A 16,514-nucleotide genomic window follows, 5' to 3' on the forward strand; every position below is an offset into this window, starting at 1 on the left:
TCATGAAACATAGAAAAACCGCCGAGCGCTGGGCTCCCTGGCTGCTGTTGCTGCTGATCGTCCTGCTCTGGCAGGTCATCTGCTCGGGCTTCGGCGTCTCGGAATTCATCTTCCCCAGCCCCTGGGCCATAGGCCATCAGCTCTATGAGTTTGCGGGCACGATTGCCATGCATGCCTGGCGCACCTATTGGGTGACGATGGCGGGCTTTGCACTGGCGATCGTGGTGGGCGTGCTGCTGGGGTTTCTGATCGGCTCCTCGCGCCTGGCCTATGCGGCGTTCTATCCGCTGATGACGGCATTCAATGCCCTGCCCAAGGCAGCGTTCGTGCCGATTCTGGTGGTCTGGTTCGGCATCGGTGCAGGCCCGGCCATTCTCACGGCCTTTCTGATCAGCTTCTTCCCCATCATGGTCAATATCGCCACGGGTCTGGCCACGCTGGAGCCCGAACTGGAAGATGTGCTGCGCGTGCTGGGAGCCAAGCGCTGGGACGTGCTGATCAAGGTCGGCCTGCCGCGTTCCCTGCCGTATTTCTATGGCTCGCTCAAGGTCGCGATCACGCTGGCCTTTGTCGGCACCACGGTCAGCGAGATGACGGCTGCCAACGAGGGTATCGGCTATCTGCTGGTCTCCGCCGGCTCTTCCATGCAGATGGGTCTGGCCTTTGCAGGGCTGATCGTGGTGGGAGCCATGGCCATGGTGATGTACGAGCTGTTCAATCTGCTGGAAAAGCACACCACGGGCTGGGCGCGCCGCGGCTCTCAGGGCGAGTGATGCGCCGCTGCTGATCGCTGCCAGCGCAACACCTGAAAACGAAAAAGGCCTGCCGGATCGTCCATCCGGCAGGCCTTTTTGTGCTGCGCAGTCAATGCCTAGCTGGCCTTGCGGCAGCTGGCAAATGCATCCAGCGGCTGTTGGTAGGTCGGCGAGGTGACGTCCATCAGGCCCATGACCGTATGGAACAGGTTGTCATGCGAGAGCGGCTGATCCAGTGTCTTGCTCAGGCAGCTCTGATTCAGGCCGGTACGAGCACCCAGCGTTCCCAGCCAGGCAATCATGGGCACATGTTTCTGATCATCGGGTGCCATGGCATAGGGCATGCCATGCAGATAGACACCGAGCTCGCCCAGCGACTCGCCGTGGTCGGACATGTAGAACATGCCGGCTTCAAACTGGCTTTGCTGGGTCTTGAGCCAGTCTATGGTCTGGGCCAGGAAATGGTCGGTATAGCGAATCGAGTTGTCGTAGACATTGACCACGTTTTGCTGCGGGCAGCTGGACAGGGCATTGGTGGCGCATTCGGGCTTGAAGGCCTTGAGGTCCGGGGTGGAGCGTTTGAAGTACTCGGGGCCGTGACTGCCCATCTGGTGCATGACCAGAACCAGGCCCTTGGCGCGGCGCGCAGGGTCCAGCTTGGCGATGCGCTCATCCAGGCCGGCGAGTAGCAGGGCATCCAGGCATTCGCCATCCTGGGCGCACAAGGCCTTGCCGGCAGGCGTGTTCACACTGTCGGCGGTGTCGGCCATGGGGATGCGTTTGCACACGCCTTTGCAGCCGGCCTGGTTGTCCACCCACAGCACGGCCAGTCCGGCGGCCTGCAGCACGTCGAGAAGGTTGTCATGCTCGACCTTGGAGGCGTAAAAGCCTTCTCGGCCCAGGTTGGAGAACATGCAGGGCACCGATTCGCGGGTGCTGGTGCCGCAGGAGCGGGCGTTGCGCCAGCTCAACACATCGCGCTTGGCCAGCTCGGGGTTGGTGTCCCTCTCATAGCCGTTGAGGCTGAAGTTCTTGGCGCGCGCCGTCTCGCCCACCACCAGCACCAGCAGCGGCGGTTTCTGGGCCGCCGCATAGCTGACACCCAGGGCCGCGCCGCCCGTGATGCTGACAAAAGGCCTGGGCTTGTTGATCAGGGGATCCAGTGCCACCGAGGCTGCGGACAGCACGGGGTTGATCGGGTTGATCATGTAGCGCAGCCAAAGATTGTTGCGTACCACCGGGGCCAGATCGCGGTAGGACACGGCCAGGGAGGCTGCTATCAGGGCGATGCCGCCCAGCAGCAGCAAGGCGGTGCGAAGCATGTTGCGCCAGGCGCTGCTGGCGCGTTTGAGCGGGGTTTTCCACAGCCAGATGGCAGGCAGGACGGCGATGATCAGCACCTCTGCCAGCAGCTTGATGCTGAAAAGGTCCGAGCTTTCGCGGGCATCGGTCTGCAGAATGTTGTGGATCATGCCCTTGTCCATCACGGTGCCGTAGCTGACCATGAAGTACTGGGAACTGGCAGCCACCAGCAGCAGTGCAACCCAGAACGGCTTGGTAAAGCGCGGCCAGGCGAACAAGGAGGTCAGCAACAGGCTGGCGCCCAGCACCAGCGGCGCAACCCGTAGGGCCAGCATGAGCAGGCTGCCTTGATAGCCATCCAGAGAGGGCAGGCGCAGCCACAGGGCCCAGTTGGCGGTCAGCGTCAGCCATATGGCCAATGCCAGAGCGATGAACTGAGGTGTGCGAGGTTGAAAAAGGCCCTTGAAAAAGGGTACAGAAACAGAGTCTTGGTTAGCCACGGCAGACGGCAAAAAAAAGGTATCGGATAAGTCTGGCGGGACTTTCTTAAAAAGCGCTGAAGCCTCCTACATGGTTAACCCTTGTAAATAATTGTTTTATGTCAGTCTGAAGTGTTTATTGGCACTGAGTCGCTGTTTTCGCCGCTTCTCCCCATTGGGCGCATAGCCGCAGCTTGCGTTCTTCAGCAGGCAGGACCGACAGGTCGCGCATCTGCGCATAGAAGCTGCGCCAGGTTTCTCGCGTGGCCGGGCCATCGCCGCGCAGCTGCAGCCACCAGCTGGTCATGGCGGGGACCCAGTCATCGTAGGCAGCCAGGGCGCCGAAGCTGGCGTTATTGGCCTGCGCCACCCATTCATCGGTCTGGGCCAGGCGCCGCTCATACTGCTCGCGCAGGGCTGGGCTGGTCAGCAGGGGCTCGTCAGTGGCGATCCATTGCGCTCTGAGCTGTGCATAAGTGCTGCGAAATTCTTCAAAGACCTTGCTTTTGATGGCGGGCAGCGATTGTGTATCAATCGGCTGGGTACCTTCAGTCTCGTAGACCTGTTGCAGGCGTTGACGGGCCTCGCGTGTCAGCTGCTGCCAGTGCTCGCGTCGCTGCAGACCTTGCTGCCAGCGTTGTTGTGTGGCGGCGCTGGCATGACCCTGCAGCCATAAAGGCGTGGCCATGCGTTCCACCGTGGTGGCGAAGGACTCGTTGAAGGCTGTGTCGTTCTTCACATACAGCAGCTGGTGGGCCAGCTCGTGGAACAGCAGACCGGCGAAGTCGCCTTCCTGCCAGGAGGTGAAGGTACTGAGCAGGGGGTCGCCGCCCAGCCAGTTCAGATAGCCAAGCGTGGAGTAGGCCGGCACGCCATAGACGTTGGTCTCCAGCCCCCGGGCCTGAAGCCTGAGCGCTTCTGCCTGCGCGCCTTCCTTGCTGAAATAGCCTCGGTAGGCAATGCAGCCGGTGATGGGAAAGCACCACTGGTGCATTTCCAGGCTGTAGGCCGGGGCTGCCACCACGTTCCAGACTGCAAACGGACGTTGCAGCTGGGCATAGCGGGTGTAGCTGGCGTTGTTGGGCAGGGCCAGCTCCTGGCTGGCAAAGCGGCGCATCTGCTGTGCGGTCTGCAGGCGCTGGCGCAGCGCCGCAGAGGTGCTGTCCTCGCTCAGCCAGTCTTCGACGGGCCGCGCGGCCTGAAGAATCTGCATCTGGCCCTTGAAGCCCTGCCAGTAATAGCCGACGCTGCTGCAACCCGTCAGGCCTGCAATTGCGACGCTAATTCCCAGCAAAGCCCTCAGGCTGACTACACTCATCCTTTTTCTCATTGCGCTTGTCCGCCTGTCTGGTTTCGCTTCATGGATTTTCTAACGCTCGCCATCATTGTCACCACCGTGCTCTACGTGCTCAAGAAGCAGGAGCAGCGCCAGCACACCCAGCTTCTGGCCCAGCATCTGGCACGCTTTCAGATCGAGAAGCTCATGGCCAATCTGATGGAAGGGTATCTGCGTGTCATCGGCGAGAAGGATGCCCAGCGACGTGAACAGATCTGGCCCGTGCTGGCCAATACCGAGAGCAGCCTGGTGAGCCAGTTTCAGCGCTTTGCGGAAGAATTCGCCACCCTGCCGGCCGAGCAGACACGTGCCAGCACCCTGCCGCTGGCGCTGCCCTATATGACCCGTGTTCTGCCCTCGGCCACCATGGATGTGCGTGAGGCCATGAAGCTGCACGCCCAGGCACTGGCGGCTGCCCGAGTGGGTGATGCGGCCGACGAGGAAGAGCGCAAGCGCCTTGCCTTCACCATGACGGCCGAGCTGATGCTGATGCAACACACTTGCCACTGGTTTTGCCGCAGCCGCACCGTTGCCTCCATGCGCTTGCTGGCGCGGCACAAGACGGCCTATGAGCAGGTGCTGCAGTCCGTGGCCCCCGGCACTCTCAAAGCCTACGAAAAGCTGATGCAGGCCAGCAACTGAGGTCTTGTCAGACCCAGGGCCGTTCGGGGTTTGGAGAAGTTTCCCGTCTTGACCCTGCCATAGTCGATGTGAACAATGGTTTTCATGAAAAACCTGTTGAGCACATTGGAGCCGCTGCTAGCAAGACTTCCTGTGACGGCATCGGTAGAACTTCCATCGGGCGAGCGCATCGGGTCCGAACACAGTGCGGTGCAGCTCATTTTTCGCTCCCCCAAGGCCCTGGCGGCGCTGCTGGACGGCCAGATCGGCTCGATCGGCTCGGCCATCGTCGAGGGGTGGGTGGAGGTCAAGGGCAGCTCCCGCGACATCATGGCTGCTGCGGCCGGGCTGCTGCGCGGCGATCCGGTCAGCCACGCGCCCTCATGGCTGGGGCAGACGGTTTCCAAGGCCAGGTCGCTGGCCATGCACACGCTGACGCGCGATGCCGAGCAGATTCAGTTTCACTACGATCTCTCCGACGACTTCTACGCGCTGTGGCTGGATCCGCGCCGCGTCTATTCCTGTGCCTACTACAAGGAACAGGGCATGAGTCTGGCCCAGGCGCAGGAGGCCAAGCTCGATCACATCTGCAAAAAGCTCAAGCTCCAGCCTGGCGAGCGCTTCTGGGACATCGGTTCCGGATGGGGTGGGCTGATCTTCTGGGCGGCAGAGCATTACGATGTTCAGGCCCACGGCATCACGCTGTCGCGCAACCAGTTCGATCATGTGCAGCGCCTGATCGCCGAGAAGGGACTGCAGGGCAAGGTTCAGGTCGAACTGCGCGATTACCGGCAGATGGGTGATGTGGAGCCGTTCGACAAGATCGGCTCGGTCGGCATGTTCGAGCATGTAGGCAGCGCCAATCTGCAGGAATACTTCGACACCATTTACTCCATGCTCAGGCCCGGTGGTCTGGCATTGGTCCACGGCATCACGGCGGGCGGGGTCAGCAATGTGGAGCTGGGCGCCGGCATGGGCGATTTCATCAATCGCTACATCTTTCCCGGTGGCGAGCTCATGCATGTCAGCCGCGTGCTGCATGACCTGGCTGCCAGCGGGCTGGAGATGGTGGACACCGAGAACCTGCGCCCGCACTATGCGCGCACGCTCTGGGCATGGTCGGATGCGCTGGAGGCCCGGCTGGGTGAGGCCCAGGCCCTTTTGCAGGCACAGTATGACGAGGAGAAGGCCGTCAAGGCGCTGCGTGCCTACCGCCTCTATCTGGCGGGGTCGGCCATGGGCTTCGAGCATGGCTGGATTGCGCTGCATCAGATGCTGTGCTGCAAACCCGATGGCGATCTGCGCAGCGGCGCGATGACCGGTGCGCAGAGCGGCTATCCTTTTAACCGCGAATACATCTACCGCTGAAGGAACCGCTCATGCCCTACAAATTCAAATCGCGTGCCACGGCAGACCTCATCATGCTGGACGCCAATGGCCGCAAGCTGCTGGGAATCATCGGCAAGTCGCCCGACGAGGTGCACGGCATCATCACCGTGGAGCAGATTCCGGCCGCCATTGCCGCGCTGGAGGCTGCTGCTGCCGAAGAGACTGCCAGGCGCAAGCAGCTGGAGGATGACGCGCAGGACGAGGATGCGGCGCCTGCAAGCCAGGACAGCGTGGCCCTGGGCCAGCGCATCGTACCTTTTGTCGACATGCTCAGGCGCAGCGCGGCCGACGGCAAGGAAGTTACCTGGTAAGTCCAGCCTCCTTCTGGCCGCACCAACAAAAAAAGCCTGCATCTGCAGGCTTTTTTTGACGAGCTTGCGCCCTATCAGTCGGCGTAGATGCCGGCGGCCTTGATGACCTTGCCCCACTTGGCGATTTCGGATTCCACAAACTTCTTGTGGCCGGCAGGGTTGGTGCGGTCATCCGTGGCAATCACTGCACCCAGGGCTTCCTGGCGCTTGATGAACTCGGGGTCCTTGAGCGACGCCTTCATGGCTTCGTTGATCTTCTGCACCACATCGGCAGGCGTGCCCTTGGGGGCGTACAGACCGTGCCAGATGGTCACGTTGAAGTCCTTCAGGCCCAGGGACTGCAGTGTAGGCAGGTCCTTGAGTGCGGGCGTGGTCAGCGGCTTGGCTGTGGTCACGGCATAGGCCTGAACCTTCTTGGCGGCAATCTGCGAAGTGGTGTTGGTGGTCTGGTCGCACAGCAGGTCCACCTGGTTGCCCATCAGATCGGCAATCGCAGGAGCCGCACCCTTGTAGGGCACAGGCGTCATATCCTGTTGCAGCGAGGCCTGGAACATCAGGCCGCACAGGTGCGAGGCGGAGCCCACGCCGGCGTTGGCCAGATTCACCTTGCCCTGGTTCTTGCTGACCCAGTCCTTGACTTCGGCGAAGTTCTTGGCGGGCAGGGTGGGGCGGCCGATCAGTGTCATGGGCACATCGTTGATGATGCCGGCGTACTCAAAGTCGTTGAGCACGTTGAAGGACAGCTTGCGGTACAGCGTCGGGATGGTGGACATGCCGATATGCGTCAGCAGCAGCGTGTAGCCGTCATTGCGCGCACGTGCGGCCTTGGCCGTGCCAATCGTGCTGCCGGCACCGTCGGCGTTGTCGATGACGATGGTGGCGTTGTTCAGCTGCTTGCGCATGGATTCGGCGAGGTCGCGTGCTACCTTGTCGGTGGGGCCGCCTGCCGTGAAAGGCACGATGATCGTGATCGTCTTGCCAGCTGCTGGGTAGCCGTCGGCATGGCTGCTGATGGCGGCGGTGGCGGCCAGAGCGATGGTGGCGATCTTGAAAATAGTTTTCACAGTGTCTCCCTAAAAATAATGTGCAAGCAGACCAGGACGGTTGGCTTGTCGTGACGTAAAGCCGGATTCTAGGGAGCGCTAATCTGTGGGGTTTTTGTTATTTTCTAAGTGTTATCCCTTGATGGGGCGGGCGATCACATTGCATTTGCGCCAAAGCAAGCCGGTGAGGTGTCGCGAATTGGCGACACCTGCGGCGGAGTTTGCATCAAGCCGTAGCCGTCGCGCAAAAGCCTGACGGCCAGCAGAACTGGCTGTCAGCAACTCTGCGGAGCTTCATTGATAGGAGCGTGCGTCCTCAATCACCTTGCCGTCGTTGGGCAGGCTGCCGGGAGCCACCATCTGCACCTCGCCGCGCAGCTTGGTGACCTCGCGCAAGGCGTCGATCACCTGCAAGGCAAAGCCCGGCGAAGTCTCAGTGGTTTCCACGAGCAGCTGCATCTGGTCGTTGGCCATCTCGCCCGTCACCACCAGTCTGGCCCTGGCGATCTGCGGGAAGCGCTTGACGACCTCGGCCACCTGTTTGGCATGCACGAACATGCCGCGTACCTTGGTGGTCTGGTCGGCGCGGCCCATCCAGCCCTTGATGCGGGCATTGGTGCGACCCGTGGGGCAGCTTCCCGGCAGATAGGCCGAGAGGTCGCCCGTACCGAAGCGGATCAGCGGATAGTCGGGGTTGAGCGTGGTGATGACCAGCTCGCCCACCTCGCCTTCGGCCACGGGGTCGCCGGTGCCAGGGCGCACGATCTCCACGATCACGCCTTCGTCCAGCACCAGGCCTTCGCGGGCACTGGTTTCATAGGCAATCAGGCCCAGATCGGCCGTGCCATAGCTCTGGTAGGCATCGATGCCATGTTCGCGCATCCATTGGCTGAGCGAGGGCGGGAAGGCTTCGCCGCTGACCATGGCCTTGGTCAGGCTGGGCAGCTTCACACCCATCTCCTGGGCCTTTTCCACAATGATTTTCAGAAAGCTGGGCGTGCCCACATAGGCGGCGGGCCGCAGATCGGCCATGGCCTGCACCTGCTGCTCGGTCTGGCCCGTGCCGCCCGCAAACACCGTGCAGCCCAGAGCCTGGGCTCCGGTTTCCATCATCGAGCCCGCGGGCACAAAGTGATAGCTGAAGCAGTTGTGCACCAGCTCGCCCGATCGGAAGCCAGCAGCGTACATGGATCGGGCCATGCGCCAGTAATCGGTGCGACGGCTTTCGGGTTCGTAGATGGGGCCGGGGCTGGCAAACAGCCTGGGCATGTCGTGGCCCAGGCCAATGGCATTGAAACCACCGAAGATCTGGCGCGGGCGCAGCGCGGCCTGGCGTTCCAGCAGTTCGCTCTTGCGGGTGACGGGGAGCTGCGCCAGTGCGCTGCGGTTTGTGATGCTGGTTGCATCCACGCCCTTGAGGATCTCGGCAAACGCAGCCGAGCGCTGCTGGGCATGGGCGATCTGCGCGGGCAATGCAGCCATCAATGTCGCTTCGCGCTCATCAGGGCTGCGTATTTCCAGGGAGTCGTAGAAGTCACTCATGGCAAATCCTGTAGGGAAAATCTGCAAACAAAACGGAAAACAATGGGCGTTAGCTCTGAGAACTGACCTGCACCCAGCGAGAGACAGCGAGCAAGCGCCGCCGCGCAGCGAGGCTGTTGTCCCCCTTGGGGAAGCGGTGCAGCCGCTCAGGGGGTATCCGTTACGCCAGCCAGCGCTTGCGACGCTTGTAGCTTTTCACATCCTTGAAGCTCTTGCGTTCGCCGCCGCCCACGCCCAGGTAGAACTCCTTGACGTCCTCGTTGCTGGCCAGATCCTTGGCGGAGCCGTCCATGACGATGCGTCCGCTCTCCATGATGTAGCCGTAGTCGGCGTACTTGAGCGCCATGTTGGTGTTCTGCTCGGCCAGCAGGAAGGTGACTTTTTCCTTGCTGTTGAGGTCTTTGACGATGTGGAACACCTCGTCCACGATCTGCGGGGCCAGGCCCATGGAGGGCTCGTCGAGCAGCACCATGCGCGGGTTGCTCATCAGCGCGCGGCCAATGGCACACATCTGCTGCTCGCCGCCCGAGGTGTAGGCAGCCTGGCTGGTGCGCCGGGTCTTGAGGCGCGGGAAGTAGTTGTAGACCTTCTCGAGATTGGCGGCAATCTCGCCCTTGTCGGTGCGCGTGTAGCTGCCGGTGAGCAGGTTCTCCTCGATCGTCAGATGGGCAAAGCAGTGACGCCCTTCCATGACCTGTACTACGCCGCGCTTGACGAGTTCGGCCGGCGAGAGGTTGGCGATCTGCTCACCTTCCAGTGTGATGCCGCCCTTGGTGACTTCACCGCGTTCACCCTTGAGCAGATTGGAGATGGCGCGCAGCGTGGTGGTCTTGCCCGCCCCATTGCCGCCCAGCAGCGCCACGATGCTCTGGTGCGGCACTTGCAGAGAGACGCCCTTGAGCACCAGGATCACATGGTTGTAGATGACCTCGATGCCATTGACTTCCACCAGGGGCGTGGCCTGCGGGGAAGTGGAAACTGTGTGCGCGATATCGGTCATGCGTTCACCTGGTAACTCAAAATAGATAGCTGTCTGCGCTTGATGGTTAAGCGTTTGAGGCTGATTTTTCTAAATCCGGTGGCGACAGGGCGGGCCTTGCCGCCCCGCTGCGGGGATGTCCTCCCCTCTCGGGCGCTCAGCGCCCGAGAGGGGCAAGGCGCGAAGCGCCTCAGGGAGTGCAGGTCCTTACCTTGACGTTCTTTTCCTTGGCGTACTTGTCCGCGAATTCCTTGTAGAGCGGATCGACCATGGACTTGTCGGCCTGGTACCAGTCGGAAGTCACCTTGAACTTGGCGCCGTCCCAGGTGGCAATACGCGCCCAGTCGGCACCCAGGTGGTTTTCGCAGCTGGTTTTGAAGGGGCGGATGATCTTGCCGAAGCCCAGCTCGTTCAGGCGTTCCTGCGTCATGTTCAGGTTCTCCAGGCCCCAGCGCACCTGCTCGGGTGTCATGACCTTGCCCTTGCCGAACTTCTCCTGTGCGGTGCGGATGGCTTCGACCTGCAGCATGGAGATCACCATGCCGCGGGTATGTGCCAGCTGACCCAGTTCCTTGGCGTCCTTGGCAGTGCCCTGCCCCTTGTCGTAGAGCATGGACTTGATGTCGCCATGCACCTTGTCGCTTTCGGCCGTGTTGTGGATGGTCACCGTGTTGTAGCCCTTGGCGCCGGCACCGATGTCCTTGACGTCATGGTCGGAGCCACCCCACCACACGGCATACATCTTCTCGCGCGGGTAGCCCGTGGCCTGCGCCTCGCGCACGGCCGTGGGCGTCATCACGCCGGCAGACCACAGCAGCACATAGTCGGGGCGGTTCTGGCGAATCTGCAGCCAGGTGGATTTCTGCTCCACACCGGGCGCGGTCACGGGCAGCTTGATCAGCTCAAAGCCGTCCTTGGCTGCGCGCTTTTCAAGCAGCGGAATGGGTTCCTTGCCATAAGGCGAGTCGTGATAGACGAGGGCAATCTTCTTGCCCTTGAGGCTGCCTTTTTCCTTCTTCAGGATGTCCTGCACGATGGAGTCGGCGGCGGTCCAGTAGTTGCCCAGCAGCGGGAAGTTCCACTCGAAGACCTTGCCGTCCACGGACTGGGACAGGCCATAGCCCGGAGTGACCACCGGCACCTTGTCCCCAGGGGCCTTGTCGGTCACGGCAAAGGTGATGCCGGTGGACTGGGTGTCAAAGCCGGAGGCGCCGCCATCCTTGTTCTTCAGGCGCTCGTAGCATTCCACGCCCTTGGCCGTGTCATAGGCGGTTTCGCACTCCTCGAACTTGATCTTCACACCGTTGATGCCGCCCTTGGCGTTGACCAGCTTGAGGTAATCCTGCTTGCCATCCGCCCATGGAATGCCCAGGGGTGCGAACTGGCCCGTGCGATACACCAGCAGAGGCACGAACTGCTCCTGGGCCTGAGCGGCCGGCGAAGCCATCAAGGCTCCCATGCCTGCAGCAACAGCAGCGGCAGCAATCGCAACTTTCTTGAACATCATCGACTGTCTCCTTGGGTTGTATGGGACGCTGTCCCGGTTGCAGGCACTCTGCGGTGTCTTGAAGAAAAGAATACTGAGGTAGCTCAACGGTCCATGAACCTGCATGATTCGCTGCGCGGCATCGAACAAGGGTTCCGGCTTGCAGCGTTTCAGCAGATGTTTCATGCTCAATGCGGGAACGGCCAGACACGCAGCTTCTGACGGGCCGTGGCCCAGAGCTTGGCCAATCCGTGGGGTTCCACAATCAGGAAGAACACGATGAGCGCACCAAAAATCATGTGCTCGAGATAGGTTGCCGTGGCCGTGGACAGCGGCAGACCGAGCCAGTGGGGCACCTGGTTGAGCAGCAGTGGCAGCAGCACGAAGAAGGCGGCGCCGAAGATGCTGCCCACGACCGAGCCCAGGCCGCCGATGATGATCATGAACAGCAGCTGCAGCGAACGATCCAGGCTGAAGGCAGCGGGTTCCCAGGCGCCCAGATGGACAAAGCCCCAGAGCGCACCGGCCACACCGACGATGAAGCTGCTCACGGCAAAGGCCGAGAGCTTGGCGTAGGTGGGGCGGATACCGATCACTGCAGCCGCCACGTCCATGTCGCGCATGGCCATCCATTCACGTCCTACCGAGCTGCGCACCAGATTCTTGGCGGCCAGACCGAGCAGACACAGGATTGCCAGGCAGAGCAGGTATTTCTCCATGGGTGTGTCGATGGCCCAGCCCAGAATGGCCAGCGGCTTGGCGCTGACGGAGCCGGACGAGGAGTTGTTCGTCACCCAGGCCGCACGGGTCGCCAGCCAGTCCACAAAGAACTGGGCGGCCAGCGTGGCCACGGCCAGATACAGGCCGCGAATGCGCAGGCTGGGCAGGCCGAACACCACGCCGAAGACCATGGCCACCAGGCCGCCGCCAATCAGCGCCACCAGCAAAGGCATGCCTTCGATGCGGGCCTGGAGGTTGTAGGCCGCATAGGCTCCCACGGCCATGAAGGCGGCCGTGCCCAGTGAAATCTGGCCGCAGTAGCCGACGAGGATGTTGAGACCCAGCGCCGCCAGTGACATGATGACAAAGGGAATCAGAATCGCCTGGAAGGTGTAGTCGCTGGCAATGAAGGGGATGGCCAGAAAGGCAAAGGCCAGGATCAGCAAGATGACCCAGCGGTCCTGGGCGACGCCGAAGATCTGCTGGTCTGCCGCATAGCTGGTCTTGAACTGGCCGTTTTCACGATAAAACATCTGTCAGTCCTCCGGCCTTAAACGCGGTCAATGATTTTGTACACATGGGCGCTGCCTTCGGCAGCCAAGTGCAGCAGGTCGCTGCACTTGCAGTCTTCGCGGCGCAAAGACTGCGCCGACTTCGCAAAACTCTTGCTCTCGTATTTCATACGCGATCAATAATTTTGTCGCCGAACAGACCCTGGGGCCGTACCAGCAGGAAGCAAAGCGCCAGGCCATAGGCAAACCAGGTCTCGATGCCGCCGCCCACCATGGGGCCGATGTAGACCTCGGAGAGCTTCTCTCCCACGCCGATGATCAGGCCGCCGATGATGGCGCCGGGCAGCGAGGTCAGGCCACCCAGGATCACCACGGGCAAAGCCTTCAGGGCCACCAGCGACAGCGAATACTGAACGCCCAGCTTGCTGCCCCAGATGATGCCGACGACCAGAGCCACGCCGCCGGCCACCGACCAGACGATGACCCAGATGCGCGACAGCGGAATGCCGATGGACTGCGCGGCCTGGTGATCGTCGGCCACGGCACGCAGGGCGCGCCCGGTCTTGGTTTTCTGAAAGAAGATGCTCAGGCAGATCACCAGAATGGCGGCGATGCAGGCCGCGTACAGGTCTTCCAGGCTGATCATCACGCCGCCCTGAAACAGGCTGTCCATGATGAAGACAGGGTCCTTGGGCATGCCGACGTCAATCTTGTAGACCTCGCTGCCAAAGACCATGGGGCCCAGGCCGTCGAGCAGATAGGCAATGCCCAGCGTGGCCATCAGCAAGGTGATGGGCTCCTGGTTGACCAGATGGCGCAGGGCCAGCCGCTCTATCACCCAGGCAACGCCCACCATCAGCGTCAGAGTAACGACGATGGCCAGCAGGTTGCCGACGATACCGGGCTCCATGCCCAGCCAGCCGGGAATCCACTGTGAAAAGCGCGCCATGGCCAGAGCCGAAAACAGCACCATGGCACCTTGCGCAAAGTTGAAGACGCCCGAGGCCTTGAAGATCAGCACGAAACCGATGGCGATCAGTGCGTACAGCGTGCCCACCATGAGGCCGCCGAACAATGTCTCTAAGAAAAATCCCATGACTGCTCCTTCAGTGGCCAGCGCCCAGATAGGCGCGGATCACGTCTTCGTTGTTGCGTACTTCATCGGGAGCGCCGTCGCCGATCTTCTTGCCGTAGTCCAGCACCACGACACGGTCTGAGATGTCCATGACCACGCCCATATCGTGTTCGATGAGCACGATGGTGGTGCCGAACTCTTCGTTCACGTCGAGGATGAAGCGGCACATGTCCTGCTTCTCTTCCACGTTCATGCCGGCCATGGGCTCGTCCAGCAGCAGCACCTGAGGCTCCATGGCCAGGGCCCGGCCCAGGTCCACGCGCTTTTGCAGGCCGTAGGGCAGCTGGCCCACGGGAGTCTTGCGATAGGCCTGGATTTCGAGGAAGTCGATGATGTGTTCGACGAACTCGCGGTGCTGCATTTCTTCGCGTTGCGCAGGGCCGATACGCAGGGCCTGCATGAGGATGTTGCTCCTGATCTTGAGGTTGCGGCCGGTCATGATGTTGTCGATCACACTCATGCCCTTGAACAGCGCCAGGTTCTGGAAGGTGCGTGCCACACCCATCTCGGCCACCTGGCGGCTGTTCATGTGGCTGAAGGTCTGTCCACGAAAGGTGATGGAGCCCTCGGACGGCGTGTAGACGCCGTTGATGCAGTTGAGCATGGAGCTCTTGCCGGCGCCGTTGGGGCCGATGATGGAGCGGATCTCGTGCTCTTTGACATTGAACGAGATGTCGGTCAATGCCTTGACGCCGCCGAAGCGCAGGCTGATGTTCTTGATATCCAGAATCACGTCGCCGCTGGTTCTTGTAGTCATGAAAATTCCTCTCAGGCGGCAGCCTTGGCCGAAGCCGGGTGGCGCTTGGCGTCGACGATGGTCAGCGTGGCGCTGACGCTGCCCGTGCGACCGTCCTCGAACTTCACCAGGGTCTCGATGAACTGCTGCTGCTTGCCGGTGTAGAGCGCCTCCACCAGCACGCCGTACTTGTCGGCGATGAAGTTGCGGCGCACCTTGCGGGTACGGGTCAGCTCGTCGTCATCGGGGTCCAGCTCCTTGTGCAGCACCAGAAAGCGCGCCACCTGGGTGTCGGCCATGCCGGGTTCGCTGGCCAGATCGGCATTGACCTTGTCTATGCATTCGGCCACCAGCTCCAGCACCTTGGCCTTGCTGGCCAGGTCCACATAGCCGCCATAGGGCAGGCCCTGGCGCTCGGCCCAGTTGCCCACGGCTTCGTAGTCGATGTTGATGAAGGCGCAGACCTCGTCCTTGCCATGACCGAAGCACACGGCCTCCTTGATATGCGGGAAGAACTTGAGCTTGTTTTCTATGTAGTTGGGCGCAAACATGGCACCGCGGCTGGTCTTGCCCACGTCCTTGGCTCGGTCGATGATGCGCAGCTGGCCGTTGGCGTCGATCACTCCGGCATCGCCGGTATGGAAGTAGCCGTTGGCGTCGATGACCTCGGCCGTGGCATCGGGGCGCTTGTAATACTCCTTGAGCACGGACACGCCCTTGACCAGCACCTCGCCGTTGTCGGCAATCTTGAGCTCGATGCCTGGCGCCGCCTGGCCCACGCTGGAGAGTTCCACCTGACGGTCGCGCTGCAGGCAGACATAGGCGCAGGTCTCGGTTTGCCCATAGAGCTGCTTGAGGTTGATGCCTATAGAGCGGAAGAAGCGGAACAGCTCCGGTCCGATGGCGGCACCTGCCGTATAGGCCACGCGAATGCGCGACAGACCCATGGCGTTGCGCAGCGGGCCATAGATGAACAGGCTGCCCAGCTGGTATTTGAGGCGATCCAGGGCTGCGACGTTCTTGCCGTCCAGAATGTCCGAGCCTACGCGGCGCGCCACTTCCATGGCCTTGGCATACATCCACTGCTTGAGCGGCGACGCATCTTCCATGCGGATGGAGACCGAGGTTAGCATGCCTTCGAAAATGCGTGGCGGCGCAAAGTAGTAGCTGGGGCCGATTTCGCGCAAGTCGATGGCGATGGTCGAGGCGGACTCCGGGCAGTTGATGGTGAAGCCCGCCACCAGCCATTGCGCAAACGAGAACAGATGGTCTCCCACCCAGGCCGGCGGCAGATAGCAGATCACATTGTCCGACGCATTCAGACCATCGGTCTGCACGCCGCCGCGGGCGGATTCGCCAAAGCTGGCATGGGTCTGGCACACCCCCTTGGGCTTGCCCGTGGTGCCCGAGGTGTAGAGGATGACTGAGACATCGTCCGGCGAGACTGCCTGGACCATGGCTTCATAGGCTCCCGCGTGCTGCGCATCCCACTCCTTGCCCTTGGCCAGCAGTTCCTCGGTGCTGATGAGTCCTGGCTGCTCGTACTTGCGCAGGCCACGCGGGTCGTCATAGATGATGTGGCGAATGCCTGGCACGCTCTCGCGCACTTCCAGCAGCTTGTCCACCTGCTCCTGGTTTTCGGCGAAGGCAAATGCAATCTCCGCGTCTTCCATCACAAAGCGCATCTCGGCGGCCACGGCATCCTGGTACAACGGAATGGGCACGGCGCCGCAAGCCTGCACGGCCAGAAAGCCCATGTAGACATGGGGCCGGTTGTCGCTGATGAAGGCCAGGTTCTGGCCGCGTTCAAGCCCTAGCGCGCGCAGGCCGCAGGCCATGTGGCGCACGGTCTCGGCGGCTTCACGCCAGCTCCAGCTTTGCCAGATGCCGTATTCCTTCTCGCGCAGGGCGGGCGCGTCGGGGCGTTCTGTCGCGTGCTTGAGCAGCAGTTGCGGGAACGTGGTTGTCATGCCTGATCCTCTTGGTTGGGGGCGGAGCCGCAGCGGCTACCCTTCACGAAAGTCTTGCAGGCATGCTATGGGTGACTTTGACGTCAGGATGTCTGTTTGACGACAATTTGAGGGAAAGTCTGCATAGTGGAAATCCGCTGTAACAAATGCTGCTGAAAATGGCGCATTTGCTGCCTCGTGGAAATCCCGCTGTTGCGC

14 protein-coding genes are annotated in these 16,514 nt (G+C 61.7%); 4 read left to right on the forward strand and 10 right to left on the reverse strand.

What is annotated here, in order from left to right:
• The first annotated feature begins 2 nt into the window (after positions 1-2).
• The gene (locus F3J24_RS06730) at positions 3-773 is read left to right on the forward strand and encodes an ABC transporter permease (RefSeq protein WP_167003858.1); all 771 of its coding nucleotides are present in this window, start codon (positions 3-5) and stop codon (positions 771-773) included.
• 98 nt (positions 774-871) lie between these two features.
• On the opposite strand, the gene F3J24_RS06735 is transcribed toward F3J24_RS06730, so the two are convergent.
• Positions 872-2,569 (reverse strand): phosphoethanolamine transferase, encoded by a 1,698-nt coding sequence (locus F3J24_RS06735; RefSeq protein WP_167003860.1) that lies wholly within the window; start codon positions 2,567-2,569, stop codon positions 872-874.
• 103 nt (positions 2,570-2,672) lie between these two features.
• A complete protein-coding gene (locus F3J24_RS06740) occupies positions 2,673-3,854 on the reverse strand; it encodes an aminopeptidase (protein ID WP_167003863.1) in 1,182 nt (393 codons plus the stop codon).
• A gap of 42 nt (positions 3,855-3,896) precedes the next feature.
• On the opposite strand from F3J24_RS06740, the gene F3J24_RS06745 reads away from it, so the two are divergent.
• The 3 genes from F3J24_RS06745 (at position 3,897) to F3J24_RS06755 (ending at position 6,193) form a co-directional block, all read left to right on the forward strand.
• Entirely contained in the window at positions 3,897-4,514 is a 618-nt protein-coding gene (locus F3J24_RS06745) for a hypothetical protein (protein WP_167003865.1), read from the forward strand.
• Positions 4,515-4,589: 75 nt separating this feature from the next.
• On the forward strand, positions 4,590-5,861 hold the full coding sequence (locus tag F3J24_RS06750) for a cyclopropane-fatty-acyl-phospholipid synthase family protein (protein WP_167003868.1): 1,272 nt from the start codon (positions 4,590-4,592) through the stop codon (positions 5,859-5,861).
• A gap of 11 nt (positions 5,862-5,872) precedes the next feature.
• Positions 5,873-6,193: a DUF1840 domain-containing protein gene (locus F3J24_RS06755; protein WP_167003871.1), complete on the forward strand. Its 321-nt coding sequence runs from the start codon at positions 5,873-5,875 to the stop codon at positions 6,191-6,193.
• A 74-nt stretch (positions 6,194-6,267) separates the two neighbouring features.
• Here F3J24_RS06755 and F3J24_RS06760 read toward each other — a convergent pair whose 3' ends face one another.
• From F3J24_RS06760 to F3J24_RS06795, 8 genes are all read right to left on the reverse strand, one after another.
• On the reverse strand, positions 6,268-7,257 hold the full coding sequence (locus F3J24_RS06760) for a tripartite tricarboxylate transporter substrate-binding protein (protein WP_167003873.1): 990 nt from the start codon (positions 7,255-7,257) through the stop codon (positions 6,268-6,270).
• Positions 7,258-7,530: 273 nt separating this feature from the next.
• A complete protein-coding gene (locus F3J24_RS06765) occupies positions 7,531-8,778 on the reverse strand; it encodes a phenylacetate--CoA ligase family protein (protein ID WP_167003876.1) in 1,248 nt (415 codons plus the stop codon).
• 160 nt (positions 8,779-8,938) lie between these two features.
• Complete coding sequence (locus F3J24_RS06770) at positions 8,939-9,778, reverse strand: ABC transporter ATP-binding protein (RefSeq protein ID WP_167003879.1); 840 nt, start codon at positions 9,776-9,778, stop codon at positions 8,939-8,941.
• A 169-nt stretch (positions 9,779-9,947) separates the two neighbouring features.
• The gene (locus F3J24_RS06775; protein WP_003050782.1) at positions 9,948-11,264 is read right to left on the reverse strand and encodes an ABC transporter substrate-binding protein; all 1,317 of its coding nucleotides are present in this window, start codon (positions 11,262-11,264) and stop codon (positions 9,948-9,950) included.
• 167 nt (positions 11,265-11,431) lie between these two features.
• Positions 11,432-12,496 (reverse strand): branched-chain amino acid ABC transporter permease, encoded by a 1,065-nt coding sequence (locus F3J24_RS06780; protein ID WP_003050783.1) that lies wholly within the window; start codon positions 12,494-12,496, stop codon positions 11,432-11,434.
• Positions 12,497-12,641: 145 nt separating this feature from the next.
• Positions 12,642-13,571, reverse strand: a complete 930-nt coding sequence (locus tag F3J24_RS06785; RefSeq protein WP_167003883.1) for a branched-chain amino acid ABC transporter permease — start codon at positions 13,569-13,571, stop codon at positions 12,642-12,644.
• Between the two features lie 10 nt (positions 13,572-13,581).
• The gene (locus F3J24_RS06790) at positions 13,582-14,367 is read right to left on the reverse strand and encodes an ABC transporter ATP-binding protein (protein WP_003050788.1); all 786 of its coding nucleotides are present in this window, start codon (positions 14,365-14,367) and stop codon (positions 13,582-13,584) included.
• Between the two features lie 11 nt (positions 14,368-14,378).
• Positions 14,379-16,316 carry a long-chain fatty acid--CoA ligase gene (locus F3J24_RS06795; RefSeq protein WP_167003886.1) on the reverse strand — a complete coding sequence of 646 codons (1,938 nt, stop codon included), beginning with the start codon at positions 16,314-16,316 and terminating at the stop codon, positions 14,379-14,381.
• Positions 16,317-16,514 lie beyond the last annotated feature (198 nt).

Origin of the sequence: Comamonas sp. Tr-654 (assembly GCF_011752915.1) — a bacterium.
Lineage (GTDB): Bacteria > Pseudomonadota > Gammaproteobacteria > Burkholderiales > Burkholderiaceae_C > Comamonas.

Bases quoted from the DNA above. Each gene is read 5' to 3' on its own strand.
- F3J24_RS06730 (WP_167003858.1), top strand. From the start codon at position 3: ATGAAACATAGAAAAACCGCCGAGCGCTGGGCTCCCTGGCTGCTGTTG.
- F3J24_RS06740 (WP_167003863.1), bottom strand. From the start codon at position 3,854: ATGAGTGTAGTCAGCCTGAGGGCTTTGCTGGGAATTAGCGTCGCAATT.
- F3J24_RS06745 (WP_167003865.1), top strand. From the start codon at position 3,897: ATGGATTTTCTAACGCTCGCCATCATTGTCACCACCGTGCTCTACGTG.
- F3J24_RS06750 (WP_167003868.1), top strand. From the start codon at position 4,590: ATGGTTTTCATGAAAAACCTGTTGAGCACATTGGAGCCGCTGCTAGCA.
- F3J24_RS06755 (WP_167003871.1), top strand. From the start codon at position 5,873: ATGCCCTACAAATTCAAATCGCGTGCCACGGCAGACCTCATCATGCTG.
- F3J24_RS06765 (WP_167003876.1), bottom strand. From the start codon at position 8,778: ATGAGTGACTTCTACGACTCCCTGGAAATACGCAGCCCTGATGAGCGC.
- F3J24_RS06770 (WP_167003879.1), bottom strand. From the start codon at position 9,778: ATGACCGATATCGCGCACACAGTTTCCACTTCCCCGCAGGCCACGCCC.
- F3J24_RS06775 (WP_003050782.1), bottom strand. From the start codon at position 11,264: ATGATGTTCAAGAAAGTTGCGATTGCTGCCGCTGCTGTTGCTGCAGGC.
- F3J24_RS06780 (WP_003050783.1), bottom strand. From the start codon at position 12,496: ATGTTTTATCGTGAAAACGGCCAGTTCAAGACCAGCTATGCGGCAGAC.
- F3J24_RS06785 (WP_167003883.1), bottom strand. From the start codon at position 13,571: ATGGGATTTTTCTTAGAGACATTGTTCGGCGGCCTCATGGTGGGCACG.
- F3J24_RS06790 (WP_003050788.1), bottom strand. From the start codon at position 14,367: ATGACTACAAGAACCAGCGGCGACGTGATTCTGGATATCAAGAACATC.
- F3J24_RS06795 (WP_167003886.1), bottom strand. From the start codon at position 16,316: ATGACAACCACGTTCCCGCAACTGCTGCTCAAGCACGCGACAGAACGC.